Here is a 25,165-nt window from a genome sequence, read left to right as displayed (position 1 = left end):
GGTAAGCGAGCAAAACTAGCGGCACGACCGGCCGAAAAGTAGTCACCGAAGGTCAACTTCGCTTTGCAAACGTCTGTTCACCGCAAAATTGGTGGTGTGTCCGAGTTAGTCGGGTGCCGACTTTGCCACCTGCATGGTTGAGCAGCCTTCTCGGGAGTGTCCGATGACGTCCCGACTTATACACCTCATGCCATTTGCAGCGCACGCACGCCCAAGACGATCATCGCGCTCGTTCGTCGGGCGCTTGCGGCCAACTTCGGCCCCTCGACGCCCCCATCAGAATCGTCAACAACTTGACAAGCGACAGCGGTAGCACGTCGCTCGCTTCGAATCGTTTGTAGGATTTGTGTTTAACCAGCGAAGCTCGAGGAAGATATGAAAGGTAGCTGCTTATGTCGTGCGATCTGCTATGAAATAGACGCGCTCGCGACTTCAATCTCTCATTGTCATTGCCGCACATGTCAGAAGGCCCACGCTGCAGCATTCGGAACAACCGCCCGTGTTCAACGTGAGCACTTCCGGTGGACGCGCGGAGAAAGCTCGCTGTCCAGTTTTGAATCATCGCCGGGTAAACTGCGCCGCTTCTGCTCTTGATGCGGTACGCATATTCTCGCTGAGCGGCTCGTTCAGCCGCACATCGTTTTGAGGGTGCCGACGCTTGACGACGATCCCGGCGCCAGTCCGGCGATGCACATTTGGACGTGTCACGATCGCCCGTGGATTTCCGAAAACTGTTCGATTCCTCCATACCTTGAATGGCCGACGGCAGAATAGGCGCAATCGGCCATGAAGCGTCATTCGCTCGTACCGTTGCTGGGACACTCAGTCGGCTTCGCTCAGTAAGCGGCCGTTCCATTCACGAGGCTGAACTTCGGACGGCACGATGACGTCTTGGCTCAGCATCCGTCCAGCATGGACCGATGATGCCTAGTGCATCATCTACCATTGGGTCTGTGCAATACCCGACAGTTCGTTCGTGAAAGTGATTCCGAATTTGGCGAAAATGCTCCTATATTTAAACCCGTTGTTACCTTGCACTGTTAGCGTCTTACAGTAATCGGAGCCGGTTGGCACTACCCAGAGGATCTTCGGAATCGGGAGGTCGGAGAATGTTAGCGGCGCGATTTTTTAACCTAGGAATTGGCTTAGCATTCTTCATTACAAATCCTTCGAACGTTCTTGCGAGCGCTCGGACAACAGAGGTGGTAATTGAGAATCGCACGTCGGTGCCGATTACAGGCGAAAGCATCACAGTCAATCATGGCGAGATTACCACGCGGCCGCCGCGAGTCATCCAGCCTGGGCAATCCGGCAGACTCATAGCCGAGTCCAATGGCTTCATGACCGGAACCGAAGGCACGGTGCGCTACAAGATTTCGGGCGTAGCGGGGGCGGCTGCGTTTCACTGGGACGATCCGTTTTCCGGCTCCAACTCCTTCGACGGCTCGGCGCCTGGCGGCTACGTAGTCGATCATACCGTCGGACATGCCAATCACACGGTGGTGTTCTTCTTTGTCCGAGAAGCGGCAAAGGCAGCAACCGTTTGCAATGGCGAGTGGGTTGTGAGCCATCTGGGCAGGCAACCGGAGCCAAGACTGCACACGGCGGATGAGACTGTTGCAATCGGTTCCACGCCGTTAAAGAAAATGGGCATTCAAGGATGGGTCGACACGGGTTGCGTAGCCTCTGCGATCGGCGTGGCGGTACGGGAGGCTCAGCACAGCACAGATGGTTTCTGGACGATCGATTTGCGGCTAAGCAAATTCAATGCAGGCGGTGCTGGTTACGTTGGGTCGGATCCACCCCGTTACGTGCGAATCGAGGTGGAACCAGATACGCCGGCGCATGCCTATGCGCGCGTTCGCGCCGGTCAGCAAATAGCCGTTCGTGGGCGCGTTTTCATCGATACGCACCACGGCGAGCAGTTGATCGAAATCCATCCTCATGACCCAATGACGGCTGTCGCGGGGGCGCCGCGATAGCCAGGCCAATGAGCCTACGGTTTTATTTGGCGGGAAGCAAACCCGGCTGCCCACGCCTTGCGCCAATGCGCGGCGGGATGATGATCGGGCGGCGGTAGGGTGCCGGTTAGGAAGCGTGGTTGCTTCCGCCAGAGGATTTGTCTGGCGCGAAGAGACACCCTCAAGACCATGTATGCGTAACGATTCAGACGGCCTCGCGCGCTCACAAGCAGTGTCCTGTGTCAGCGTCTTGAGGCGAAACATCGGCGACACCCGAGCGTCCCCTATACGGCAAGACGAAAGGCTATGACCGCTCCTCCGTCCCTTACTGCCATTTGACCTGACCACACCAAACGGCAGAGATGGGTCGACGACGGACGACCGCGTCGGGCAGCATCCGGATCTTCGCCGTACTTTGTAGGCAGAAGCCACATTCCGCGGCGAAGGCAGGCTCGAATTCAATGCCCTGTGGGGCCACTCGCCACCGAAGTCCTTGGCTGGCTATCGCTCTCTCAATTTAATGCTGGCCGCCGGCATCATCCAGATCAGCAAGCCTTTCAACACCCTGAACACTGGATCTTTGCCGGCGCCGTGTTTCTTCTGGTGTTGAGCCCCAAAAAGCTGCATTAAAATTCGCGAACTCACAATAGATATGCGCGGACAACGCCAGTTCGGCACCGCAAACGGGGAAGCAGACGTATGAAGACGAATCGGATCGTATTGTCGGCGGCAGTTGCCGTGCTGGCAGGATGCAGCAGCGTTGGACCGGGATTCGCCAACCACCCGGCGGATTGCGCGCTGGGAATCGCTTGGGCGGATTGTCTGCCGGGGACAAAGGGCTATGCGAATGGGGGCGGCAGCCTGCATCGCAAGGAGGCGGCGGATGCGGCGAAGGCGCAGCATGACGCTATAGCGGCACAGTATGAGGCCGTGCATAAGCAGTGCGAGACCGACATGGCCATCCCCGAAGTAAATCCGCTGCGAGAGAAGGTCGAATTTGTACGCAAGCTGGACGAGCCGCCACCATTCGAGTACGCATCGCTTGACTCATTCCCGAGCGCTGCGGAGCGGCCGCTCATCGCGAAGTGGGCGACGCTCCGCGACGCGTGTATCGCGCGCGAGCGCACGGTCAACCCAGTGCCTACCAACGCCTCCGCACTCGATGAGTCGTTCATTCGGCTGGAGATGTCGTTTGGCTCAGAGGCCGAAGGGAAGGTCAGCGAACTGATTGTCGCGCTCTATCAACAGAAGCTTACCTACGGCGAGTTCGCCCAGCGCCGGTACGCAATTGGGAAGGCCGCCGTCGACGCGGCCCGGCAGTATCGGGAGGCACGCCTAGTTGAAAACCAGGAGCGACAGCTGCAGGCCCAGCAGATTGCCAATCAGCGGTTCGCAAACAGCATGTCCGCGTGGGCGACCTACATGCAGGCGGTCAACGCACGGCAACCGCAGGCGGTGCATCTGACGAGTGCACCCGTCCACTGCACGACCATGAACCTCGGCGGCGGCATGGCAAGCACGAACTGCAACTGACTCCCAAAGGAAAGAGCGCATCGTGGAACTAGGCCTTTGGTTCGGACAGCCTCGCCGTAATGCGAGGCTAGAATGTAGGGCAAGAGTTGGCCGCAGACGCTGGGCGTGCGCGGCTTCAGAAATCAAGCGGTTGGCTGAGATGTCGACGATGTGCGCGACGACGCCGAGTGCCTGAGCCGCATATTCATCGACGACGTCAATGACCTGTCCCTTCTGCGAGATTTCCAGTTCTCGAATTGTCGGCGAGAACGAGCATGCTTTCTGGATACTTGATGGTTACCCGATTTCACCCGGACATAGCCTCGTTATACCAAAGCGCCATGTTGGTTCATTCTTTGAAGTGACAAGGGACGAGCGAGACTGTCTTTTTGCGCTCCTCGATGAGGCGAAGGACACCGCGGTGCGCTCTTATAGGCCGGACGGATTCAACATTGGCATCAACGATGGCCCGGCCGCTGGGCAGACTGTGCCGCATCTACACATCCATTTGATACCGCGGTTCAAGGGGGATTTGCCGGACCCCCGCGGTGGAGTTCGATGGGTGCTGCCCGAAAAGGCAGACTACTGGAGCAAGCGAGATTGAGTGTCAGCGCACCGCCGCCGTCTCCAGAAGCACAACTCGCTTTTCTCGCGAAGCTCCAACGACTGTTCGCAGAGGGCGACTTTACAGCGACGTATAAGTTCGAGCTTCTGATTTCGCTCGCAGAATTGGCGGTCGAGCACAGAGCGGACGACGGCGCGGAACTGACGCTGACTACTCGCCAAATTGCAGAGCGATTCATCTCTCTCTACTGGAAACATGCGACTCCATACGGAACTGGTCAGCCAGACAGCCAGCCCGGCGTTCTAGTCCAAAATCTTGGAGTTCAGGCAGCGATTCTGAGCGCAATAGCGGAGTTTCGGGCCGGCACCGCCGCGTCATCAGCGCTCCAGGCATCTAGTTTCCTTGGTTACGCACCTCTGTTGTCAAAGGTCGCGGCCGTAGTGTCGGCGCAGCCGTTGAACTATCTCCAGAACTTTGGCGGCGTAGCGGACCCGTTTCTGTATGAGAGGCCGTCAAGAGGCACCGTTAGATTGAATCCAGGGGTCAGCTATTGCCTACGGCGGTTCTATACCCTAGTAGAGCAAATGGCTCGAACTCGATGGGTAGCGCACATCAAGGCGAACCGGCGGAACCACCTGATTCTCTGGAAAGCCGACGACCTCGAGGATTTCCTGTTCTCCTCGTCTCGACAGTCGCTCGCCATTATTAGCGCCAATCTGCGGAAACTGGACGGTCCTCGGTGCTTTTACTGCCGAGAAAGCCTCGTCGAAGCAGACGTTGACCACTTCGTACCCTTCTCGCTTTACTCAAGAGATCTAGCTCACAACTTCGTCCTGGCGCATCCAGCTTGTAATCGCAGCAAATCGGACACCCTAGCGGCGAAGCCTCATCTTGAGCGGTGGCTAGAGCGTCTTGTCCTCAGAGAGCAACAGCTCACTGAAATCGGGATGTTGTCCGGGGTTTCGGGCGACCGGGACACCGTACAGCGCGTCGCTACGTGGGGTTATACAGTCGCGAGCGACACTGGCGGACGCGCTTGGTTGTCTCCTACGATCTACGAGAACATCGATTCCGTTTATGTCAGCATGTTAGTAGCGCATTAACCGGAGCAAAGTCTGACGCTGCCTACAAAATTCGCAGCGGACGAGTCCCGGGAACGAGTGGCGGCTAGGCAACCAACGTAATCATAAATCAGTCATCTGAGAGACCACACAAAATGCAATTCGTAAAAAATGGACCTGCCGTACCTGAGACTCTGCTTCAGGCGCATGAAGAGGGGCGTGTCGTATTTTTTTGCGGTGCGGGGATTTCTTCTCCAGCCGGACTTCCCAGTTTTAAGAAGCTCGTGGACGACCTTTACGATGCCCTGTGCCCAGTTCAAAGCGACGTGCAAAAAGCGGCCATTGAAAGCAAGCAATACGATATTGCAGTCGGTCTGCTCGAGGAGGAGATCGGACGCAGAGAAACGGTTCGACGGGAGATGGTAAGAATCCTGACACCAGACCTGACGGCTCCAGATGCCTTGGCCACGCACGAGGCACTTCTGTATCTGGCGAAGACCAAGAAGGGGGCAACCCGCCTTATTACCACGAACTTCGACCGTCTTTTTGAGGAAGTCGTGGCGCGCGACGCGATGGCACTCGGACGGTACTGTGCCCCTTTGCTGCCTGTACCAAAGAATCGTTGGAATGGTGTCGTTTATCTGCATGGGCTCCTTAGCGAAATGCCGACACGCGACGAACTGGACCATCTGGTCGTTTCGAGCGGCGACTTCGGCATCGCTTATCTGACCGAGCGGTGGGCGGCACGCTTTGTGAGCGAGCTATTTCGCAATTACGTGGTCTGCTTCGTCGGTTATAGCTTAGGTGACCCCGTACTGCGATACATGACGGATGCTCTGGCTGCGGACCGCCTCCGTGGAGAAGCGAGTCCCGAGATGTTTGCGTTCGGTTCCTATACTGGCAGTCATGCATCTCATGACAAAGTTGCTCGAGAGTGGAAGGCGAAAAATGTGGTACCCGTTTTGTACAGGTGGACGAAAGACCACGCTCATTTGCACAAAACCATACGTGCTTGGGCAAAGACCTACAGCGCAGGCGCGCGCGGTAAAGGAAAGATAGTTCAAGACTGCATTCTGGCTGGCCCCCTAGCGAGTACCGTGGAAGACGACTTTGTCGGGCGGATGCTCTGGGCCATCAGTGAAGCCGATGGAACACCGGCGAAGCTCTTCGCGGAGCACGCCCCTGTTCCGACGTTGGATTGGCTACCTCACTTCTGCGAAGATAGGTTCGAGCATAAAGATTTGTCTAGATTTGGTGTAACCCCCGAATCGAATGTTGATTCGAAACTCCGTTTCAGCATAGCGAATCGCCCCATGCCGTACATCATGGCCCCACGGATGAGCATCGTCAGCGACGGGAGCAATCCCCGCCCGATGGATCACGTAATGTCTTATCTCTCTGAGTGGCTAGTACGCCATCTCGACAACCCGGAACTGCTGCTCTGGTTCGCCAGTCGAGGCGGCTACCTTACCGAGCGGTTCGCTCGGCAGCTTCGAAGTGCGCTGGAATATACCGCCAAACTGGTGGCTACTGCGACACGCGAAGAGCTTGAGCAATTCAAGAGCGACACGCCAAATGGAATCCCTCGGCCCGCAATGCGCACATTGTGGAATCTGCTTCTGCTTGGTCTCGTCGGTCGGTCCAATTTGAGTTCCCAGATTTACGACTGGATGAAGAACCTCGCGCGCGATGGCATGACAACCGCCTTGCGAATCGAATTTAAACAGTTCCTGACAGCGCGCGTAATTCTTCAGAAGCCGTTCAGGCTTCCGAGTGAAGTGCCGGAGGACGCAACGCTAGAGGAAGAGCTCAGATTCATTGTCAGGGCGGAAGTGGTGCTTACCGAAGACCATTTGCGCTCTACTTTGGGTGACATTCGAGATTCGGACGAGTGGAAGAACGCCCTCCCGAAATTGTTCAGTATCGCATGCGAGTCACTCCTAGAGGCGTTGGACTTAATGAGAGAGCTGGGCCAAGCGAATGAGCGCAGTGACCTCAGTATGTGGCACATGCCATCAATACTCGAGCACTGGCAGAACAGACACCACAACGAGTGGACCTTTCTCATAGAGTTGGTTCGTGACTCATGGTCAGCAATCTTCCAGAGCAATCCGGACCGCGCACGCGACCTCATGAACACTATGTGGCAGACATCGTATCCGACGTTCGTAAGACTCGCCCTCAACGCCGCGCGCGAGGAAGGCGAGCGGTCATTGGGGACTTGGGTAAATTGGCTTTTGGAAGACAATGCTTTTTGGCTCTGGTCGACTGAAACCCAACGCGAGGTAATGCGTCTTCTGGCAACCAGCGTGCGATGGCTGAACCCAAGAACTGCTGAGCTTCTGCAACAGGCTATCCTAGCTGGTCCTCCGAGACATATGTTTCAGGAAGATATAGAGGACGAGCGGTGGAACGAAATCGTGCACAGCAGCCAGTGGCTACGGCTTGCAAAATTCAAAACAGGAGATGGTGCGCTTACGCTCGACGCCGCAAACCTCCTTGCCGCGCTGGAAGCTGCGCATCCTCAATGGAAAATTGGCGACAAATTCGAGCGGGAGGAGTTCAGCCATTGGATGAGTGGTACCGGCGACCCAGATTATCATTATGAACCGCAGATTGACCTCGCCCCCCGAACGCGCGACTTATTAGTTCCTTGGCTTCAGAAAAAGCCCGAGGCCGGATTCTTCAAAGAAGATGACTGGAGAGAACTGTGCCGCACGAACTCACCAGTCGCAATTGTATCGTTGCTAGACCTTTCGGCGCGGAACATATGGCCTGTGCAGCGATGGACGGAGGCTTTGAACACCTGGAGCGGTGACAGTCTCGTTCGGCGCTCGTGGCGATGGCTCGCCGCGTGTGTCAGTTCAATGCCCGACGCTCAGGTTTTAGAGGTTATGCAGCCGGTGGGGTGGTGGTTACATGAAGTAGGTAAGCAGCTGGTGGTGCACGAGAAGACGTTCATTTCGTTATGCGAACGCGTGCTAAATTTGTCTGTCGACGAACGCTTCGACAGCACAGACGAAGCTGTTTTGGCGTCTATTAGTCATCCTGTGGGACAAGTCACTCAAGCGCTACTCAACTGGTGGTTCAGCAAGCCGTTGAACGACAACGACAGATTGCCTGCCGTGATTGCTCCGATTTTTACGCGTGTCTGCGATACGACAGCCGTTAGATTTCGCCATGGACGAACTTTGCTCGCATCAAATGTAGTTGCCCTCTTTCGGGTCGACCCGTCTTGGACGCAAGCAAACTTGTTTCCTCTATTTGACTGGCAGACCTCCGAGGAGGAAGCGTTCGCAGCATGGATGGGTTATCTGTGGTCCCCTCGACTCTACAAGCCTTTGCTTGTCGAATTGAAGAAACCGTTCCTTGACGCAGTTAAACATTACGCACGGTTCGGCGATGCGCGCGTAAATTATGCATCCATGCTTACGCTCGTTGCATTGGAAGCGACGGACCTATTCAGTCGGCCCGACTTGCAGAGGGCCGTACGAGCGCTGCCGATGGAAGGACTTGCGGCCTGTGCGCAGGCAGTGCATCGCGCGATGAAAGGTGCTGATGGGAGGCAGAGCGAATACTGGAGCATCGCAGTACGCCCGTTTCTGACAAGCGTGTGGCCAAAAAAGATAGCATTAGAAAGCGAACGACTAGCAGAGACTTTGGCACGAATAGCCGTGGCTGCTGATAAGGATTTTTCTGATGCTCTTGGCACGGTTGAACTGTGGCTCAAGCCGATTACCGTCCCGTATCAGTTACTTAAAGATATGAACGAGCTGAAGATTGGCCAGCGATTCCCGTTGCATGCCTTAAAGCTGCTAGTTATGGTAATCGACAGAAGCCGCTTTGCTCCGCCAGACCTGAAGAAAACACTAGAGCAGATTTTGTCGGGCGACGGAACTCTTTCATCTAATCTGGATTTCCAATCCCTCGAGGATTTTTGCGGACGACGATAGGTAGTTCGTGTCTATGCCTCTCAATAATTCACGTACCGGTCAGATCCGATTGCTGTGAGACCACGATCCTTGGTGGCCTGTGCGGAGTTCCAGCCACTTAGGGTTGTTAATCATGTCGGGCGAATATGGGCTCCCGTTTCGACCTTACGGGTTCGCAGTTGAATCCGGGTCATACGAATTGCTGCTGAGCGGGCCGTCACAGGCGCCCTGCCGGTCTTTATTTATACATCGCGAGGTGTAGGCGCAAGTCCGAGCGATCGCAATCCTGCAAAGCGAAAGCACCCCGACTGTAATGATGATCGGCAACTGGGTTACCCCCGATGACGCTGTTCTTCGAGGCGCTTTTCGTAATGCCTTACTCGATGTTAGTTCACATCATAGGACAAAAAGCAGCGCATTGAGGAACCGTGCGTCCGCTCTCAGCGGTGGAACTGCCGTTTGGATGTCCGTCCATACCCCGGAGCGGATGACTGGAGGGGCGAATCTTCCCAACCTTAAACTGGTCGTCTCGACCGGCCTTGCGAACGCGTGCCAGCGGCGAGACGAACATTAGCAGGTTAGCAAAAATAGCTTTAGCAAGTCCGGCGAGACAAAACCGAACATTAGCAGGACTAGTAACATTAGCGTTAGCAAACGCATGCAGGTAGAGGCGCTTGTCTTCGACGGCGCGCTATATGCCGACGGCCCGTTTTTGCCATGGCGACCGTCTTCGGCGCCTGAGCAGTTGAAGCAATGGCAGCGCGAATTGCTGGCCGTCGTCAACGAGCTGGCGAAGCTGGAGAACTGGGCAGACGATGCCTACGATGTCATCGCGCAGACTATCGAGCGGCAGCCTGCCAGCACGCTGCGATCGGACCCTTGCATACTAAATTAGCCGACGGCAGGTTGCTCGCGCCGAAGCCGCCACATGGGAGGCTTTCGCGCGGCGCGCATGGAGTTGCACTCGATGACGACGTCATCAGGGTGGAATATATATGCATACCCTCATTTCCGGAACTATGCTGATTGGGACCATGCTAGGCGCACATAGAGCTTCGTTAGCGGAGCGTTTCGAGAACTGCTTCCTGAACACGCATGTCAGGCGCGGAACGCAGGCGGGATCGCGTCTTGACGCGAGTCGGCTAGATCAACGGAGAGGTCGACATGAATACAATCGCAATGCTTGTGCCGAAAATCCCTGATGTCGGCTTCGTCGTCTCGGTCGTTGCGGCCATTGCGGCGCTGCTTGCATCCGGAGTTACGAGTTGGATCTCGTTCAGAAGGAAGGCTCCGGCGCTCGCTGACCCTAATGCGAACCTAGAGGAGCAGACGCGAACGGACGAGGTTAAGGAGGCACTCAAGCGAAATGAATCGATGGCTAGGTGGGCCGGCGGAACGAACGCTCTACTGGTGTTTGCGACGGTGGTGATAGGCGGCGTTCTAGCGACGTCGCTTGTGCAGCAAGCAATGGATCATTCGATGCTTAGCTTGCTCGGCGTAATCGTACTTCTATCGTCATTGATGCATCAGCAGTTTCGCCCCGATCTTAGACACCGCGGGGCTAGGCGGCGGGTTGCTGCATTGACCGTGTTGCTTTCGGAGGCTGAAGACGGTGTCTTTGAAATTCGACGAGGTGTCGCGGAGGCTCCTTCGGTAGAAGCGCTCCGCCGCTACGTCTCACGTCGTCTTGCTGAGTTCAATACTTCGGAAGTTGAGGAGCTTCCCGGCGAGAGACGGATCGAGAGAACACAAATGGAACGCCCTGCGGTGCTTCCACTTCCGTCGCCCCCGACGGGAGCAGATGCTACTGCAGAGTCTGGCTCCTCAGAGGACGCGAGTGTAGTGCCGCTGCAGAAGGCTCGTGAATAGAATCGGACTCCACGGTGTCACTCATGGCCCCCGGGTATTGTGAAATGCGGGTCCGCTGCAAGTCCACATCCCGCAAGCGGCGAAGGATGGTGGTGCGTGATGGTCGGCAATATCGCTCATGTCAAAACCGCGCCTAGCCTGATGAGGCGAGATCGAGTTTGTCCTCAAGGATTGGTTCGACGTAGGCTTAACTTGTCCAGAGTTGCCGTAAGCGTTAGGTAACCCGTCTGAGCTGCAGTCGCGGGAGAAATCACTACTTCTACCGGGTTCCAAGCTCCCGGTAGGAGTTCATTAACGACGTCGATTTCCTTTGACTGGATCGAAGCATTCCACTTTGTGCTATCGAAACTAGCATCACCCCATCGTGGCTTCTCCGCCCATTGAACCTTTAGCTTAGCGCCGTCGTAAGTAACCATGTTCGGATTCCCCACCATCAACCTGAGCTTATAGCCATCACCGTAAGGGGTGATGTTGTCGACGGAAACTAGCAGGTTCCCCAGATTGGTTTTAGCCACGCCATACGACTTTGATGCAGGGTCGAGCATAGCAGAGCTATCGTTTTCGACGTCATGCCAGAACTCGAGCGTACCGAGACGAGTTTGCAATTTATTCTGGATTTGCTGCATGAGTTGGAGCTGTTTGTTTAACTCCTCAACCTGCTGGTTAAGAGCCGCGATCTCAGGTCCAGTCTTATCTTCAATGGGCTTTTGAGAACAGCCGATGAGCAGCCCCCAAAGTATAGTAGCCAGCGCAATTTTCAATTTTTGCATGACACCTCCACGAAAGTCTCTTTGCTAGAGCGGCATACAGAGAATCGAAGAGTATCGTAAACATAGTATTGGTATACAGCACGACAGTGTTGTGGCTAAAACCGTTGATGTGCAGGGCTCTGACCCGCGGGCCGCGCCGGACACGTGTTCGATCAAGAGCGGGGACAACTAGATTGGCTGGCGATGGTTCGACAAAAATGGAGATTCGAATGACCGTTGTTCAGTTTTTCACAATCAAACAGGCGGGCGCCCCCATAGCCGCTGAACTGCATCCTTTTGACGAAGTGCAGCGCACGTCGGAAGCTGATCGGTGAGGTGATGCCGGTCGCAACGTTGGCCGCCGGCTCCACTGCTGGGGAAGCGGACCAGCTGCGCCGGCCATGATGGCGGCGTGGAGACGTAAGGCCTATCACGAGAAAATCGTCAACGGCATGCTCGAGCGCGGCTATGACCAGCAGTTCGCCGAGCAGATTTTCGCGCAGATACCAGGGCTTCGGGGAGTATGGCTTTCCGGAACGTCACGCGGCGAGCTTTGCCCTCGTTGTCTATGCGAGCGCGTGGCTCAAGTGCCACGAGCCGACAGTGTTCGAGTTAGGGCCAGTCCATCGATTTTCTAAGCGTCCGCGTATCAACGCGACACGAATTGCTTGGCCTTGGCTACTTTGCACCTCTTCTGAGGTCGGTTTTGGAGCCTAAAACGACAAGAATTGGTTGGAAAACAGCGACATTAATTGCTGAACTCCACACGCCTGCCTGTGTGGAGTTCATCAATTAATGTCGTAAACGACACGAATTGATTGTTTTTTGCGGGGATTCCTTGGAAGAGACGCGATTGTTTGCTGTAGCACAAGCGTATAGACTTGGGGATGGTGCTGAGCTCCCCGGCGGCCCTCTCGTAGAGCGTGCTTGCGGAACTGGGTAGCGTTTTCGAATCGAGATCTGCGCTGAGCCTCTGTCACACCGCTCGGCTTCTCGACGTGAAAGCAGACTATTTGCCCAGGCTGTCACCTGATCTTGCGACGAAGCTGGTGTAAAGGGGAAGAGAAATCAGGCGCAGAGAGAAGATCCAACGCACCATAGCCGCAGCAGTACGCGATACGTCGACACGACACGAATTGGTTGTTTTTGCGGATATGTGCCGCCCAAAACCTGCACTGTTTTCGCGGTCTAGTCTCGATCAGTTGTCCTCAAGCTCGGCGGCGCCATCGAGGCGAAGTCTCCCGCTAACACGAGTGCCTTCTTGTGGAACCTGGTACCTTCAAGGTAACCGAGTTTCGTCCCTGTACGCTGATACATGCGTGCTTTAACCTTGTCCTCAGCCGGATAGATATCCTCAAGGCGTAGCTGTTGGAACGATCGCCAGAAGTCTTCAAAGCGAGCTTCTTCGCGTTGAATTTTTTTTCTCCGCCTTGTCTCCCTTCCCCTTTGCACTAGCTTTTCTGCGACATCCGGCGCCAGCTTGCGCAAATAAGATTCGCTCACGTCGAGAAGCCGAGCAGCCTGACAGAGGTTTAGCGCCGATCCCGATTCGAAAACCCAATCAAGCTCCGCAAGTAGTGTTTCGTGAGTTGCGGCTGCCCCACGACGTTGCCTCGTTACCAACAGATTGTGGCCGCGGGATCGAAATACTTTCCTCAGCATCACGCTGTTTCCGAGGACGACATCGGCCACACTACAGCCGCAGCAGTAAGCGATAAGTACTAGCCGAGGAAGGCTCGGGTTTACCCTCCCTGATCGCCAGTTGTACACTTCCGTGCTGGCCACCCCGAGGTGATTCGCAAGTCGCACAGCGTTTCCTCCGAATAGCGTATTTGTCGCATGCGCCAGAAACTTACTCGGTGAGCCGGCATTTCCGAACGCGGCAGGATGAACGCGGCAACGTTCGCATGGGCGGCAAGGCTGTAGACCCCAAGCTGGCGCGGCGACAGGCCTCCGTGATCGTCCGGCGGTTCGAAAAGCGGTTCCCCACCGCGGCGTTCTCGGCGCAGCTTGCCCGTCGAAAGCCCAAGGCAGTGGCGAAGCATGAGAAGGTGGTGGCCTTCTTTGACGCTCATCCCGATTTCGAATTGGGACAACATAAGCTGCAACCATATCTGAAGGCGGCTGGATACGATTTGAAGAGCGTCGCGCCGGAAGTTGTATCGGACATCGAGAAACTGCAGCGCATGTTCCGGCTCACCGGCGACTACCGCAAGACCGAAGGCCTGATCACGTCGGGTTACAACGCCTCGGCCGAAATCGTCGCCGCGGGAAAAAGTCGCTTTGTCGCCGACGCGCGCCGTAGTACCAGCACGAGCGCCGCCGAGGCGACGAAGACGTTCGAGGCAGCTGCAAACCAGAACCTGGCCGCAGTCATGGTGGCGACGAACTTGCGCACCTTGAACTGGCCGGCGTCGTTGGAAGGAGCGTCGGCCAAGCTGCTCTCCAAGCAAATCGATCGTATTGTCGCCGACCAACCGGATTTGAAGTCGCTATTCGGTTCCACCGATGCCTGTGATTGCGAGCATTGCCGGTCGATCTACGGACCGGCGGCCTATTTTTCGGACGTGATGCGGTTTTTGCGCAACCGAACTATGCTGTCAATCGCTTCATGCTGCGCGACAAGGGAATCACGGTCGCGGTCGATGGTCCGGGGCCCAATTGGAAATTGCGGCGCTTGCGCCAGACTCATGGCAGCACCGAAGAGCGCGCGGCCTCTCCCGAGTACGTCAACATCGATGCCTACATAGCTCTAGCTGCGGGAAAAGCTGCGTTCGGTCTGCCGTTTGATCTTTTCCACGCGGAGACACGCGCCTTTCTTAGCGCCGCCGGTGTCGAACGGGCGGATCTGATGCGCGCGCTGGCTGTAGGCGGGGTGCCGAGCGTGGATGTGATCGCAGGGGAGACATTGAGTATTTCCGCGTCTGAGCGAAACCTGATTTTCTCGGCCGCTGTGGCTGATCAGCCTGCCATTTGGGGTGTGGCCGGGCCGGTGGCTGCCACTGCAATGCGGATGCTTGATGTCTTCAATTCTCACACGGGCCTGGTGTACGCCGAGGTGGAATCGCTGCTGAAGGGCGCGTGTCCTGAGTTATCCTCCGCGAACGTCCGTTTTGAGTTTTTCTCGGATGTCCCTTTGGGGTCGGGTTCGGGCGATCGCGTCGGGCAAAGGTCGGCCACGTGCAGCCATCCACGATTCCACCGTGAGCGTCCGCTTCGCCGTACGCAGAAGCCGTCAAGATAGCGTTCATCGCGACATCAGGTGATGCCGCGCTCATCGCCTGCCAAGTATCCTTGATGCCCGTATCGCTGATGCTAAGGAATTGATGCGCGACGACGACTTGCGCACTCCTCATCACCAAACCGCATAGTTCCGTGAAACACATCGATGCGAGATCGGATCGACGACCTTATAGGGTCGCCTCTGCTGCTCCAGCACTTCTGTCCAACGCCTAAGTGTCGACGGACAGGTCGAGCGAGCGATAACGTACCGAACACCGAATCGACCGATCGCCTCGATGCACTCGATTGTGACTGCTCTCGCCGAGATACTCGCAAGGTCGCACGGTTGAATTTCTATGGCGTACATGGAAGCGGCGTATCGAGATGCACGTCGCAAAGATCCCATCGGTGCCCGGCGAACGCGGACGACGCAGCAGTCTCAATCAGCATTCGGACCGGCCGCTCGACAATATGAGTCATTCAGCCGGCGGTGTTATCCAACACCACCGGCAATGTTTGCTCAGAGATCGATCAACGAAGCACGGCCCAAATCAGGCACGTACAAACGCCAGCAGATCTGCGTTGAGCGTTTCCGCATTGACAGTCAACATGCCGTGGGAAAAGCTGGGGTAGGTCTTGAGCGTCCCGTTCTTAAGCAGCTTGATCGACTTGCGTGCCGAGTCTGCGATCGGGACGATTTGGTCGTCTTCACCGTGCAGTACCAAAGTCGGCACCGTAATGTCACGGAGGTCGTCGGTCTGGTCTGTTTCAGAGAAAGCCTTGATGCCCTCATAGTGAGCCTTGGCACTGCCCGTCATTCCCTGACGCCACCAGTTCTGGATCACGCCCGGATGTACGGTTGCGCCCGGACGGTTGAAGCCGTAGAAAGGCCCGGTCGGCACATCGACGAAGAATTGCGCGCGGTTGGCCGCGAGCGCCTGGCGGAATCCGTCGAACACGCTCAGCGGCAGACCTTCGGGGTTCGAGTGGGTCTTGACCATCAGCGGCGTAACGGCGCTGACCAGCACCGCCTTGGCCACGCGTCCCGAAGGCTGTCCGTGCTTTGCGACGTAACGCGCGACTTCGCCGCCCCCGGTCGAATGGCCGATATGCACTGCGTTGCGAAGGTTGAGCGCTTCGACAACCGCAAAGGCGTCCGCGGCATAGTGGTCCATGTCGTGGCCTTCGGACACTTGTGACGAACGGCCGTGACCGCGCCGGTCATGTGCGACGACACGATAGCCGTGCTGCACGAAGAACAGCATCTGCGTATCCCAGTCGTCCGATGACAGCGGCCAACCGTGATGGAACACGATGGGTTGTGCATCCTTTGGGCCCCAGTCTTTGTAGAAGATCTGAGTACCGTCCTTCGTGGTGACGTAGTTCATGTCAGCGATTCCATGTTGATGAGGTGCCGCAGTGTGCGCGCTGGCTTGATGCACTTCCGCCGAAGCGAGGCACGGCGCGCCAACCGCCGCTACGGCGGCGCCAGCGCCTGCCAGCAAAGCCTTACGGCGCGCCAACGATGGCTGGTCAAACTGATCGTTCATCTACTTTTCCCGGTGATAATTGTTTTTTGTAAGGCGGCGAGTGATCTGGGTGCCGGCAGGGCCACCCAGCGAATTCGGACGCAAAGACTCGCGCCGTATGTCATTGCCAATGCTCAGATCACACCTGCGCCTGACCACCGTCGGCAAAGATCTCGGCACCGTTGACGAAACTCGAATCATCGGATGCGAGAAAGACCACCACCTTGCCGATTTCCGACGGATCCGCAAGGCGACCCATCGGAATCAGCGAGGCGAGGTAAGTCAGCAAGCCTTCCTGGGCTTCCTTTGAGTCGCCAGCCAGTTCGGCCAGTCCGATGGTCTTCGTCGCACCGGGGCTCACGACGTTCACGCGAATTCCACGTTCTTTCAGATCAAGTACCCAACTGCGCGCGAGGTTGCGTACCGCAGCTTTCGATGCGCTATAAATGCTGAACGCTTGCGTGCCGGACGAGCCCGCAGTGGAGCCTGTCAAAATGATGGAAGCCCCTGCGCTCATCAGCGGCAACGACTTTTGAACAGTGAACACCAGCGCGCGCACGTTGCGATTGAACGTGTCGTCGAAATGCTCCTCCGTGATCTGTCCGAGTGGCGCCATCGTTCCGCCGCCGGCATTGGCGAAGAGGACGTCGATCCGACCTTCTGCGGATCGAAGAGTCTCGATCAACGCGTCGAGGTCACTGTTCGATGTGACGTCACCCTTGATCCCGCGAACTCCATGTCCGATGTTGGCGCAGGCAGCGTCCAACTCCGCCAGGCGGCGCCCCGTGATGTATACCGTTGCTCCCTCGAGAGCGAGTTCCTTTGCCGTGGCCAAACCGATGCCGCTCGTTCCGCCCGTCACGAGTGCCACTTTTCCCGCCAATCGATTGCTCATCCTTAGCTCCCTTAGAAAAAATCGATAGACGAGACGGTAATCATTTCTGGCGCGCGAATATACATTCGACTTATTAAATCTTCTGCTATCGCGCGCCTAAGTCTTAAAAGGCCTCCTGCGCGAGCGATCCGATCAGGACCTTCGCTCAGAGGGATTTCATAGAATTTAAGAATCTGGAAGGGGAAAGCGATCGCCACTCGGCGTAATGTGTCGCCTCGAGACGCTGGCAAGAAAATTGGCGCCGGAGGCGCGCCTTGGTTCCATTCGACGATGCGGGTCGCGCGCACCCACTAAGAGACCGGCAAGACGGACACGCTGGAGACGCCCCCTGCAAGGCTCCGGTACGAAAAGGACCAGACCGATGGACCAACAACACTTCCGGCATCGAACCGGCGTGAATCGGACGATCGCCGGAACACAGATCCCGACAACCCGTCTCGCCGCTGATGCAGCGATGGAACTTCACTGACTGCTGAGTTACTGCGCGGCGTGCGTGTTGTCGCTCGAATCGAGGGCGCGCAAAAAGCGGCGAACGGTGTTGGGCATTCGGTAAGCGGCGCGTGAACCTTCGAAGTTTCGAAAAACGAACGCGCTATCAATCACGCCACTCAGTGCCTCGAAGGAGGCCTCTTCAGAAAGTCCAACCGTGCGAGCGATGGTGCTCAGATCCTTTAGCGATGCATGCTGCCCACTGCTGGCGAAATGACTAAGGATCTTCTGTTGGTCACTCGGCAGATGGTTCCACGTCCACGATAGCGCTGAGGTCAGCGACTCGTGTCGGGCATCTCCCGTGTGCCTGATGACTCGCTTGGGTAACTCGATATCGCGCTCGAATAGCGCCCGTACAGAATCAACCCCCAGCAACGCAGTTTGACGCGCGACAAACTCGATTCCTAGCGGCAGACCGTCTACCTCTTGCACCATCTCCCTGAGATAGGGAATCAAGCCGTCGTCGGTATAGGTGGATGCACGCACATCAGACGCTCGCGCCACAAACATGTCGATGGCGGTACTGAGGTCGCGCTCGTCACAATCGACTCGAAACGGTTCCACGTAGACAACGTCCTCCATGGAAAGTCTCAATGGCGCTCGCGAGGTTGCGATCACAGAAAGCGCTCGCCCGGCAGCGTGCATGGCACGGACGAACTCCGCGACGCGCTCTGCGACGAGGTCGCAATTGTCGACAAGAACGAGCGTGTGCTGCCCCGGTGATGGACCATCGGTCGACCCGACCGTCTGAATCAACAATTGTTCAATGTGACCGAAGGCATCGGTAGCGGCGGCACCGCTTGCCATCGACAGATAGAGGGTGCGAACCGCGCCATGTTGCTCCAGTCGTCTTGCGGCTTCCAGCGCCAGCCGTGACTTTCCGCATCCCGCCGGACCAACAACAGTGAGTAACGGTCGCCGCTCCTGCACTCGAATGGTCAACTGACCCAGGAGCGCTTCGCGTCCGAAGAACTCGTCAAGATAGAGTGGCGGCTTGTACATCGCCAAATCAATCGAAGCGGTGCTCACTAAAGGGTTCACGGGCGCAATAACTGCCGACGCGTCGCCCGGCCGCTCCAGGCGATAGCCACGGCCAAACACATTTTTGATGAGCCCCTTGTGGCGACCGAACAACTTTCGGAGCGCACAGATCTGAACCTGAATGTTGTTTTCTTCGACGATCGTCGTCGGCCAGACCTTGGCCATGATGGCTTCGTTCGAAACAAGAGCGCCGTCGGCGTCGATCAGCATCTCGAGCAAATCAAAGGCACGACTACTGATTTTAACGGGTGAGCCCGAGCGTAAGACCTCGCGGGACTCGCGCAGCACCTCGATTTCGCCGAATTTCATCTCACCCTCGCTGGACCCTTTCCTTCACGGGAAAGAGCGTTCGTCGTGTCTCAGGACCGCGACCCGCAACACGCTGTGCACCCGCCCCGATCCCAACCGCGAGGAATTGACCCGGTCATTGGTACGCGCGGCTGAACCGTTGTTTGTCACTGTTTCTTAGCGGCGAATTGTACCGGCCAAAATGACGATTCGTCGGGGCCCGCAGCCTGTTCAAAGACAGATTTCAGATTCTTTAATAGTTCATCAAGGACTGATGGACCTGATCCCGAGAACAATTCGCATCGCCGAAGTCTCCTTCGTCAGGTTCCGCCGACGATAACGACCCAATATATGGGCGCGAGACTCTTGCATCTGGAGACTGCAGTGATGGACGAGGCGGCGACCGCCTCGTCGTCAATGCAGATGACCATTTTCGAAGCCGGCTCGCGTTCTGCTCATTGCGACGTCCCGAACGCGGCGCCAGGCGCAATTCAATCTGACCTGCAAGACACGACCAGGAATCCGCGTGATGCGCGATACCAGAGGCAACGATCCTTGGCTGGGCATTGTCCGCAATCTGTTGCTGCCGAAATCCGTGACTGCCGCGACGACACTCCTTTCGGCGACCCGCGCCGAACGCCGCATTCGTGTCGATTTCCGCGCACCGGGGGGCGTGTGCGGGGCCCGGATTGACGACGGAACACGCGCGGCACGCATCGTCAATGTGCTCGATCGCCTGAGCGATCACACCGTGGCGATTTCGTGGCGCGATGCGACGATGTGCCACTACAACGATCAGATCTGGCGCCTGGGCGTCGCCCGACGTCAAGGGGAGTGCGCGCTGACTGGCGAGTCAGTGGGCGTCGGAGAGGCCATCTATCGGCCCATCCCGATCACGCCTCCTCCGCTCAATGCCCAGGCCATGATTCTGGCGAGCGCGCTGGCCGGCGCCGTCAGTCATGGCGATGACCTCATTCACCAACGTCCGAAGCGGCGTTCGTGCCGGCCTCGAATCTGAGGTCGAACGGACGCCGGATAGGCACAGATCCCTCACCGGCCGATCGGGACGATCGAACGCGAGTCGAAGCCATCACGCCTGCCTGCTGTCATCGCACGTTTTTTCTTCTCACCACCTACCGAGGTTCCAATGAAATCAGCGTCAGAGCTTCTCACCGCCTATCTTGACTCCATCCGCGACCCCAAAGCGGCCGCCGCGCTCTTCGCCGACGATGGCGTGCTCGAGCTTCCGTATCTCGCGAGCATCAACCCTAAAACCGGTGCACAGGGTCCAGCTGCCATCGAAACATTCATCGCGTCGCTACTCGCGGCGGTGCCTGACTTCGCCTTCAAGAACGCGAACATCCTGATCGATACGCCGGACCAGGCGTTTGGCGAGTATGAGGTGGAGGCGCGCGTCGTGACCACTGGCAAGATGTATCGGCAGATGTACGCCGGACGCCTCGTCGCCGAAAACGGAAAAATCAAACTGCTGCGCGAGTCGCTCGACACCGTCGCTGCGCAACGTGCGTTCAGCAAAGATGTCTGACCATCGCACGGGCCTGCTTGCGCCCGTGTCAATCCCGCCATCCCGCAATCGCCCGCTTGCGCGCTCGAACTCACGCTTCGGCCGCGCTGCGAGCTGCCTCCCGCGACTGCACCCACACAGGCGACTCGATGTACTCAGTATGTCCCCGGTTCCACCGAGTGACCCTTGCGCTCGGTTTCGTTCTTGTTGTATGCATCTCAAGTCCTTCCGTGCAGGCTGCCGGAGCTGTCGCTTCAAGCGAACAAGAAGCCCCCTTTCTGTCTGAAAACGATCGGGCTATGACGGCTATGATGAATGGCATGACCGTTCACCCGACGGGTGACGTCGATCAGGACTTCGTCGCAATGATGGTGCCTCACCATCAAGGCGCGATTGACATGGCACAAGCCGAATTGCGCCATGGGCACGATGAGCGGCTTCGCCGCATCGCTCAGGAAATCATCGTCGAGCAACAACAGGAGATCGTCGCCATGCGGCTCGCTCTGGGCCAGCCCTTGCCCGCTCCGGAGCCTGCGCCTGATCAACTGATGCCAGGGCCGTCCTCTACCACTCGGACGACTCGGGCCCATGACCACACGAATATGAACATGTCGAAGGACACGCAATGAAATCGCTTCTCACGCTCCCGTCGATAATCTGCGCCGCGCTGCTCGCATCGGCGCACGTTTGCTACGCCGGCCAGGCTCCCGGCTCCCTGTCTGACCCGGACATTCCGGTCAGCCACCACGATCGCGTCTATGCGGCCGAACAGTTCTCGAACACCGTGTCGGTGACCGATCCGACAGACAATAAGCTACTGGGCGTGATCCGATTGGGCGAGCCGGCACCGACGAATTTCAGCCCGCTGTATCGCGGACAGGTTCTGGTGCACGGGATGGGCTTTTCGCCAGATCACCGCACGCTCGCGGTGGTATCGATCGGCTCGAATTCGGTCAGCTTTATCGACACCGAAACCAATACGGTCAAGCACGTGACCTACGTGGGGCGATCACCGCACGAAGCGTTCTTTACGCCCAACGGAGAAGAAGTCTGGGTGACCGTTCGAGGTGAGAACTACGTGTCTGTGATTGACGCGCACACGTACGAGGAAAAAGCGCGGATCACAACGCCCGCCGGACCGGGGATGCAAACCTTTTCCCCCGACGGAAAATATGGCTTTGTGTGTTCCTCGTTTAACCCCGAAATCGATGTGGTCGAGGTCAAATCACATCAGACCGTGGGTCGTCTTCAACAGTCGAGTCCTTTCTGCCCCAACATCGCGGTATCCCCGGACAACAAGCAGGTCTGGATCACGCTCAAGGATAGTGGCAGGACGCAGGCATTTAGCGCACAGCCGCCCTTCGCGTTGCTGAAGACGCTGGAAACGGGACCGATCACGAACCACGTCAACATCGTCCACAACGAGCATGGCATGTTCGCGTACGTCACTGTCGGGGCCCTGAATCGCGTCAAGGTTTTCCGCACCGATGACTTCGAGCAAGTTGCTGACATCTCCGTTGGCAATCTTCCGCACGGAGTCTGGCCGTCAGGAGACGGTACGCGAGTCTACGTCGGGCTTGAGAACGCCGACGCGCTGGCTGCCATCGATACTCGCACCAATACGGTTGTCGCGACCATTCCAATCGGGCAGGCACCTCAAGCCGTCGTCTATGTTCCAAATGCGGTTCCCGAAGGAGACGGCACGCAAAACCTTCAGTCGTTGGGGTAGCGGGGCAGGTGGCCAACGTCTATCTCTCGGCCATCGGCGCGGCACAAGCGGGCACGCCCCCGACGAGCGTTTCACTGTTTGATCAAGGCCGGCTGCAAGTTCTCCAGGCTGCCGTGTCAGGGCTCGAGCCGAAGCGCCCCTATGTCTTGGCGCTGGCCGACAAGGCAGACGCATCCGGTCCCCTAGAACCTCTTTCGAACTTCATGACCAACCCCGCGGGCGCTGCAGTCGTCAATGCCATTGGGCAAATCCGCGAACTCGTGGCGCAAGGCACGAGCGCGCCGGAGCACCGTCGCTATCTGGTCATCGCGCCTGTCACCGACGGCAAGCCCGGCTCTCCTGTCCAGTTGCAGCGGATGTAGTCGGGCAATACGGACCGCCCCCCTAATTGCCCTTCACACGTGCGGGAAAGCATTCCAGCAACCAATCGATGAACACGCGGAGTCGATGCGTCACGTGTCGATTCTGCGGATACACGATATGAAACGGGTACGGTGGGGGGCGCCACTTGCGCAGGATTTCCACGAGTGTGCCTTCGTCGAGCGCGGCTCTGGCTGAATACGAAAAAGTCTGAATGATGCCCATGCCTGCAACAGCAGCGGCAAGGTGCGCGTTGCTTTCGTTGATGCCAATCCGATGGTCAACCTTGATCTCACTTTTCTCGTTGTTCCGCGCGAAGCGGAATGGAAGTGCCCGGCCGTTCTGCGCCGAGACGTAAGCAATCAAGCGGTGTCCGTTCTTCAATTCGTCTGGATAGGCAGGCACGCCATAGAGCTTCAGGTATTCGGGCGTCGCGCAGGTGACCATCGCCGCGTCGCCGATATGTCGCGCGATCAACGATGAGTTATCGAGCGGACCGCCACGAATCACACAGTCGACATTGTCTTCAATGAGGTCGACCGATCGATCCGACACACCGAGATCGATCCGGATGTCGGGATAGCGCGCCATAAAGTCGGGAAGCAATGGAATCAGCACGTCCCGCGCGGTCGATCCGCCGACGTCGATGCGCAAATGACCGCGCGGGTGTGATTTCGCCGAGCTGAACGACGAATCCATGTCTTCCAGGTCACGAAGGACGCGCGTCGCCTTCGCGTAATAGTCCTGTCCCTCGGGCGTCACGGTGACACGTCGCGTCGTCCTCTGTAGCAGCCGCACGCCCAGATGTGCCTCGAGCTCCCGGACCAGCTTGCTCATGGTCGCGTTTGGCAGATCGAGCGAGTCTGCCGCACGCGTAAAGCTACCCGCCTCGACGACACGCGCAAAGGCACGCATCGCCAATAACTGATCCATTCGAAGTGACTCCCTGGCGATGCTTCTGATTGTGCACGATTGTGCATAGTATTTTCATTATTGTCCATTTATCGAAGAATGTCCGCCCGCTACATTGACGCCATGCCTGAAGCGAAACGCGGCGGCGAGCGGAGTGTCGAGCTGGACGACACCCACATCGACCAAGCGATGTCGGGCAGAAAACCAACCCTCAATTTACGAAACGGAGCATTTCATGAGCAAGCCACTGAACGGAAAGATCGCCCTCGTTACCGGCGGCACGACAGGCATCGGCCTCGGCGCTGCGCAGGAACTCGCCGCACAGGGCGCACGCGTCTTCATCACGGGTCGTCGACAAGGTGAACTGGATGCAGCCGTTGCTGCGATCGGGACTGCGGCGACGGGTATCCGCGCCGACGCATCGGTGATGGCCGACCTCGACGCGGTCTATGCGCAGATCGCCAAGGAAGCCGGCAAGCTCGATATCTTGTTCGCCAACGCCGGTGGCGGTGACATGCTTCCGCTGGGTGCGATTACCGAGGAGCATTTCGATCGCATCTTCGGCACCAACGTGCGCGGCGTCCTGTTCACTGTTCAGAAGGCACTTCCGCTGCTTGTCGACGGCGCATCGATCATCCTGACCTCGTCGACGACATCGGTTAAGGGAACGCCGAACTTCAGCGTGTACAGCGCAAGCAAGGCAGCGGTTCGCAACTTCGCACGGTCGTGGACACTGGACCTCAAGGATCGCGGCATCCGCGTCAACGTCGTCAGCCCCGGCCCGATCCGCACGCCGGGTCTGGGTGGCCTGGTGCCTGAAGAGGCTCGTCAAGGACTGTTCGACGCACTCGCCTCGCAAGTACCTGCAGGCCGCATCGGGGAGCCCGAAGAAGTCGGCAAGGCCGTTGCCTTCCTTGCCTCCGACGCGTCGAGTTTCATCAACGGCATCGAGCTGTTCGTCGACGGCGGCATGGCACAAGTTTGATCAACACGGACGACGGCCTCCGATGCGATATCGAGGCCGTTATCGACCCCTTTCGACCGCAGCTCCATGAAAAAACTTGCCTTTGTGGGCGCATGGCTGATCGCATCGCTGACTGCGCCCACGGTTCATTCACAGGACGTACGCCCCATGAACAACGACGCTAAAGACATCGTTGTCGCTCAGCATTTGATCGACCGCCACTTCGAGATCTGGAACGAGCGCGATAAGGCGATGCGTGTGGACAAATTTCCGACTGTCTACACGCCCGACATCTTTGTGTCCGACTACGCCGAGATCGCTTCGGGCTATGCGAACGTCAACCGACTCATCGAGCGTGTTCAAACCGAACACGCGGGGTTTGCGTTCACACCGGACCCTGTCTCATGGAATCACGGACTCGGTCGCGTGACCTGGGGCTACGGTCCTAAAGACAATCCGAATCTCGTTCGGGGCGAAGACATTTTCTCCATTCATGACGGCAAGCTCGCCAGCCTGCGCGTATTCCTCAACAAAAACTAACTCTCCACACCTGACCGAATCA

General features: G+C 57.4%; 21 protein-coding genes and 2 pseudogenes. 17 read left to right on the top strand and 6 right to left on the bottom strand.

What is annotated here, in order from left to right; all coding sequences use genetic code 11:
* The first annotated feature begins 375 nt into the window (after positions 1-375).
* From GCT19_RS43650 to GCT19_RS31450, 8 genes are all read left to right on the top strand, one after another.
* A complete protein-coding gene (locus GCT19_RS43650) occupies positions 376-594 on the top strand; it encodes a GFA family protein (protein WP_227749370.1) in 219 nt (72 codons plus the stop codon).
* Between the two features lie 608 nt (positions 595-1,202).
* A complete protein-coding gene (locus tag GCT19_RS31480; protein WP_321576897.1) occupies positions 1,203-1,982 on the top strand; it encodes an aegerolysin family protein in 780 nt (259 codons plus the stop codon).
* Between the two features lie 678 nt (positions 1,983-2,660).
* The gene (locus GCT19_RS31475) at positions 2,661-3,494 is read left to right on the top strand and encodes a hypothetical protein (protein WP_152854086.1); all 834 of its coding nucleotides are present in this window, start codon (positions 2,661-2,663) and stop codon (positions 3,492-3,494) included.
* A gap of 199 nt (positions 3,495-3,693) precedes the next feature.
* A complete protein-coding gene (locus GCT19_RS31470) occupies positions 3,694-4,077 on the top strand; it encodes an HIT family protein (RefSeq protein ID WP_152854085.1) in 384 nt (127 codons plus the stop codon).
* Entirely contained in the window at positions 4,074-5,141 is a 1,068-nt protein-coding gene (locus GCT19_RS31465) for an HNH endonuclease (protein WP_227749369.1), read from the top strand. The genes GCT19_RS31470 and GCT19_RS31465 overlap by 4 nt, the downstream gene beginning before the upstream one ends.
* Positions 5,142-5,254: 113 nt before the next feature.
* Positions 5,255-9,052: an anti-phage defense-associated sirtuin Dsr1 gene (gene dsr1 / locus GCT19_RS31460; protein ID WP_152854083.1), complete on the top strand. Its 3,798-nt coding sequence runs from the start codon at positions 5,255-5,257 to the stop codon at positions 9,050-9,052.
* 637 nt (positions 9,053-9,689) lie between these two features.
* Entirely contained in the window at positions 9,690-9,926 is a 237-nt protein-coding gene (locus GCT19_RS31455) for a hypothetical protein (protein WP_152854082.1), read from the top strand.
* Positions 9,927-10,195: 269 nt separating this feature from the next.
* Positions 10,196-10,900 carry a hypothetical protein gene (locus tag GCT19_RS31450; protein WP_152854081.1) on the top strand — a complete coding sequence of 235 codons (705 nt, stop codon included), beginning with the start codon at positions 10,196-10,198 and terminating at the stop codon, positions 10,898-10,900.
* Between the two features lie 164 nt (positions 10,901-11,064).
* On the opposite strand, the gene GCT19_RS31445 is transcribed toward GCT19_RS31450, so the two are convergent.
* Positions 11,065-11,670 carry a DUF3251 domain-containing protein gene (locus tag GCT19_RS31445; protein WP_152854080.1) on the bottom strand — a complete coding sequence of 202 codons (606 nt, stop codon included), beginning with the start codon at positions 11,668-11,670 and terminating at the stop codon, positions 11,065-11,067.
* A gap of 312 nt (positions 11,671-11,982) precedes the next feature.
* Here GCT19_RS31445 and GCT19_RS31440 point away from each other — a divergent pair.
* A pseudogene (locus GCT19_RS31440) lies at positions 11,983-12,258 on the top strand (hypothetical protein); the annotation flags it as partial.
* 579 nt (positions 12,259-12,837) lie between these two features.
* Here the strand turns inward: GCT19_RS31440 and GCT19_RS31435 are convergent.
* Positions 12,838-13,311: a hypothetical protein gene (locus GCT19_RS31435; RefSeq protein WP_152854079.1), complete on the bottom strand. Its 474-nt coding sequence runs from the start codon at positions 13,309-13,311 to the stop codon at positions 12,838-12,840.
* A 245-nt stretch (positions 13,312-13,556) separates the two neighbouring features.
* On the opposite strand from GCT19_RS31435, the gene GCT19_RS31430 reads away from it, so the two are divergent.
* Together GCT19_RS31430 and GCT19_RS31425 are read left to right on the top strand one after the other, a co-directional pair.
* Positions 13,557-14,399 (top strand): hypothetical protein, encoded by an 843-nt coding sequence (locus GCT19_RS31430; RefSeq protein ID WP_152854078.1) that lies wholly within the window; start codon positions 13,557-13,559, stop codon positions 14,397-14,399.
* On the top strand, positions 14,327-14,893 hold the full coding sequence (locus GCT19_RS31425; RefSeq protein ID WP_152854077.1) for a hypothetical protein: 567 nt from the start codon (positions 14,327-14,329) through the stop codon (positions 14,891-14,893). The genes GCT19_RS31430 and GCT19_RS31425 overlap by 73 nt, the downstream gene beginning before the upstream one ends.
* Positions 14,894-15,422: 529 nt before the next feature.
* Here GCT19_RS31425 and GCT19_RS31420 read toward each other — a convergent pair.
* The 3 genes from GCT19_RS31420 to GCT19_RS31410 all read right to left on the bottom strand — a co-directional run bounded on the left by GCT19_RS31420 (position 15,423) and on the right by GCT19_RS31410 (position 19,134).
* Positions 15,423-16,259: an alpha/beta fold hydrolase gene (locus tag GCT19_RS31420; protein WP_184252098.1), complete on the bottom strand. Its 837-nt coding sequence runs from the start codon at positions 16,257-16,259 to the stop codon at positions 15,423-15,425.
* A gap of 280 nt (positions 16,260-16,539) precedes the next feature.
* Positions 16,540-17,295, bottom strand: coding sequence for an SDR family NAD(P)-dependent oxidoreductase (locus tag GCT19_RS31415; RefSeq protein ID WP_152854075.1), 756 nt, complete (start codon positions 17,293-17,295; stop codon positions 16,540-16,542).
* 477 nt (positions 17,296-17,772) lie between these two features.
* Complete coding sequence (locus tag GCT19_RS31410; protein WP_152854074.1) at positions 17,773-19,134, bottom strand: winged helix-turn-helix domain-containing protein; 1,362 nt, start codon at positions 19,132-19,134, stop codon at positions 17,773-17,775.
* Between the two features lie 508 nt (positions 19,135-19,642).
* On the opposite strand from GCT19_RS31410, the gene GCT19_RS31405 reads away from it, so the two are divergent.
* The 4 genes and pseudogenes from GCT19_RS31405 (at position 19,643) to GCT19_RS31390 (ending at position 22,729) form a co-directional block, all read left to right on the top strand.
* Positions 19,643-20,131: a DUF3331 domain-containing protein gene (locus GCT19_RS31405; protein ID WP_227749372.1), complete on the top strand. Its 489-nt coding sequence runs from the start codon at positions 19,643-19,645 to the stop codon at positions 20,129-20,131.
* Between the two features lie 129 nt (positions 20,132-20,260).
* Complete coding sequence (locus tag GCT19_RS31400; protein ID WP_152854072.1) at positions 20,261-20,659, top strand: nuclear transport factor 2 family protein; 399 nt, start codon at positions 20,261-20,263, stop codon at positions 20,657-20,659.
* A gap of 128 nt (positions 20,660-20,787) precedes the next feature.
* A complete protein-coding gene (locus GCT19_RS31395; protein ID WP_152854071.1) occupies positions 20,788-21,267 on the top strand; it encodes a DUF305 domain-containing protein in 480 nt (159 codons plus the stop codon).
* Positions 21,264-22,729 (top strand): annotated as a pseudogene (locus GCT19_RS31390) (YncE family protein). Before GCT19_RS31395 ends, GCT19_RS31390 begins: the two are co-directional and overlap by 4 nt.
* A 22-nt stretch (positions 22,730-22,751) precedes the next feature.
* On the opposite strand, the gene GCT19_RS31385 reads toward GCT19_RS31390, so the two are convergent.
* Positions 22,752-23,660, bottom strand: coding sequence for a LysR family transcriptional regulator (locus GCT19_RS31385; protein ID WP_152854070.1), 909 nt, complete (start codon positions 23,658-23,660; stop codon positions 22,752-22,754).
* 214 nt (positions 23,661-23,874) lie between these two features.
* On the opposite strand from GCT19_RS31385, the gene GCT19_RS31380 reads away from it, so the two are divergent.
* Together GCT19_RS31380 and GCT19_RS31375 are read left to right on the top strand one after the other, a co-directional pair.
* A complete protein-coding gene (locus GCT19_RS31380; protein WP_152854069.1) occupies positions 23,875-24,624 on the top strand; it encodes an SDR family oxidoreductase in 750 nt (249 codons plus the stop codon).
* 66 nt (positions 24,625-24,690) lie between these two features.
* Entirely contained in the window at positions 24,691-25,143 is a 453-nt protein-coding gene (locus tag GCT19_RS31375) for a nuclear transport factor 2-like protein (RefSeq protein ID WP_227749368.1), read from the top strand.
* The last annotated feature ends 22 nt before the right edge of the window (positions 25,144-25,165 follow it).

This window comes from Paraburkholderia atlantica (assembly GCF_009362785.1).
Classification (GTDB): Bacteria; Pseudomonadota; Gammaproteobacteria; order Burkholderiales; family Burkholderiaceae; genus Paraburkholderia; species Paraburkholderia atlantica.
This window is presented reverse-complemented; position numbering and strand designations above follow the sequence as displayed.

What these genes read in the sequence shown, in the direction of transcription:
- GCT19_RS31445 (WP_152854080.1), bottom strand. Translation starts at nt 11,670, where the DNA reads ATGCAAAAATTGAAAATTGCGCTGGCTACTATACTTTGGGGGCTGCTC.
- GCT19_RS31400 (WP_152854072.1), top strand. Translation starts at nt 20,261, where the DNA reads ATGAAATCAGCGTCAGAGCTTCTCACCGCCTATCTTGACTCCATCCGC.
- GCT19_RS31380 (WP_152854069.1), top strand. Translation starts at nt 23,875, where the DNA reads ATGAGCAAGCCACTGAACGGAAAGATCGCCCTCGTTACCGGCGGCACG.
- GCT19_RS31455 (WP_152854082.1), top strand. Translation starts at nt 9,690, where the DNA reads ATGCAGGTAGAGGCGCTTGTCTTCGACGGCGCGCTATATGCCGACGGC.
- GCT19_RS31405 (WP_227749372.1), top strand. Translation starts at nt 19,643, where the DNA reads ATGCGCGATACCAGAGGCAACGATCCTTGGCTGGGCATTGTCCGCAAT.
- GCT19_RS31450 (WP_152854081.1), top strand. Translation starts at nt 10,196, where the DNA reads ATGAATACAATCGCAATGCTTGTGCCGAAAATCCCTGATGTCGGCTTC.
- GCT19_RS31475 (WP_152854086.1), top strand. Translation starts at nt 2,661, where the DNA reads ATGAAGACGAATCGGATCGTATTGTCGGCGGCAGTTGCCGTGCTGGCA.
- GCT19_RS31435 (WP_152854079.1), bottom strand. Translation starts at nt 13,311, where the DNA reads ATGCTGAGGAAAGTATTTCGATCCCGCGGCCACAATCTGTTGGTAACG.
- GCT19_RS31420 (WP_184252098.1), bottom strand. Translation starts at nt 16,259, where the DNA reads ATGAACTACGTCACCACGAAGGACGGTACTCAGATCTTCTACAAAGAC.
- GCT19_RS31470 (WP_152854085.1), top strand. Translation starts at nt 3,694, where the DNA reads ATGACCTGTCCCTTCTGCGAGATTTCCAGTTCTCGAATTGTCGGCGAG.
- dsr1 (WP_152854083.1), top strand. Translation starts at nt 5,255, where the DNA reads ATGCAATTCGTAAAAAATGGACCTGCCGTACCTGAGACTCTGCTTCAG.
- GCT19_RS31385 (WP_152854070.1), bottom strand. Translation starts at nt 23,660, where the DNA reads ATGGATCAGTTATTGGCGATGCGTGCCTTTGCGCGTGTCGTCGAGGCG.
- GCT19_RS31410 (WP_152854074.1), bottom strand. Translation starts at nt 19,134, where the DNA reads ATGAAATTCGGCGAAATCGAGGTGCTGCGCGAGTCCCGCGAGGTCTTA.
- GCT19_RS31430 (WP_152854078.1), top strand. Translation starts at nt 13,557, where the DNA reads ATGGGCGGCAAGGCTGTAGACCCCAAGCTGGCGCGGCGACAGGCCTCC.
- GCT19_RS43650 (WP_227749370.1), top strand. Translation starts at nt 376, where the DNA reads ATGAAAGGTAGCTGCTTATGTCGTGCGATCTGCTATGAAATAGACGCG.
- GCT19_RS31375 (WP_227749368.1), top strand. Translation starts at nt 24,691, where the DNA reads ATGAAAAAACTTGCCTTTGTGGGCGCATGGCTGATCGCATCGCTGACT.
- GCT19_RS31415 (WP_152854075.1), bottom strand. Translation starts at nt 17,295, where the DNA reads ATGAGCAATCGATTGGCGGGAAAAGTGGCACTCGTGACGGGCGGAACG.
- GCT19_RS31395 (WP_152854071.1), top strand. Translation starts at nt 20,788, where the DNA reads ATGTACTCAGTATGTCCCCGGTTCCACCGAGTGACCCTTGCGCTCGGT.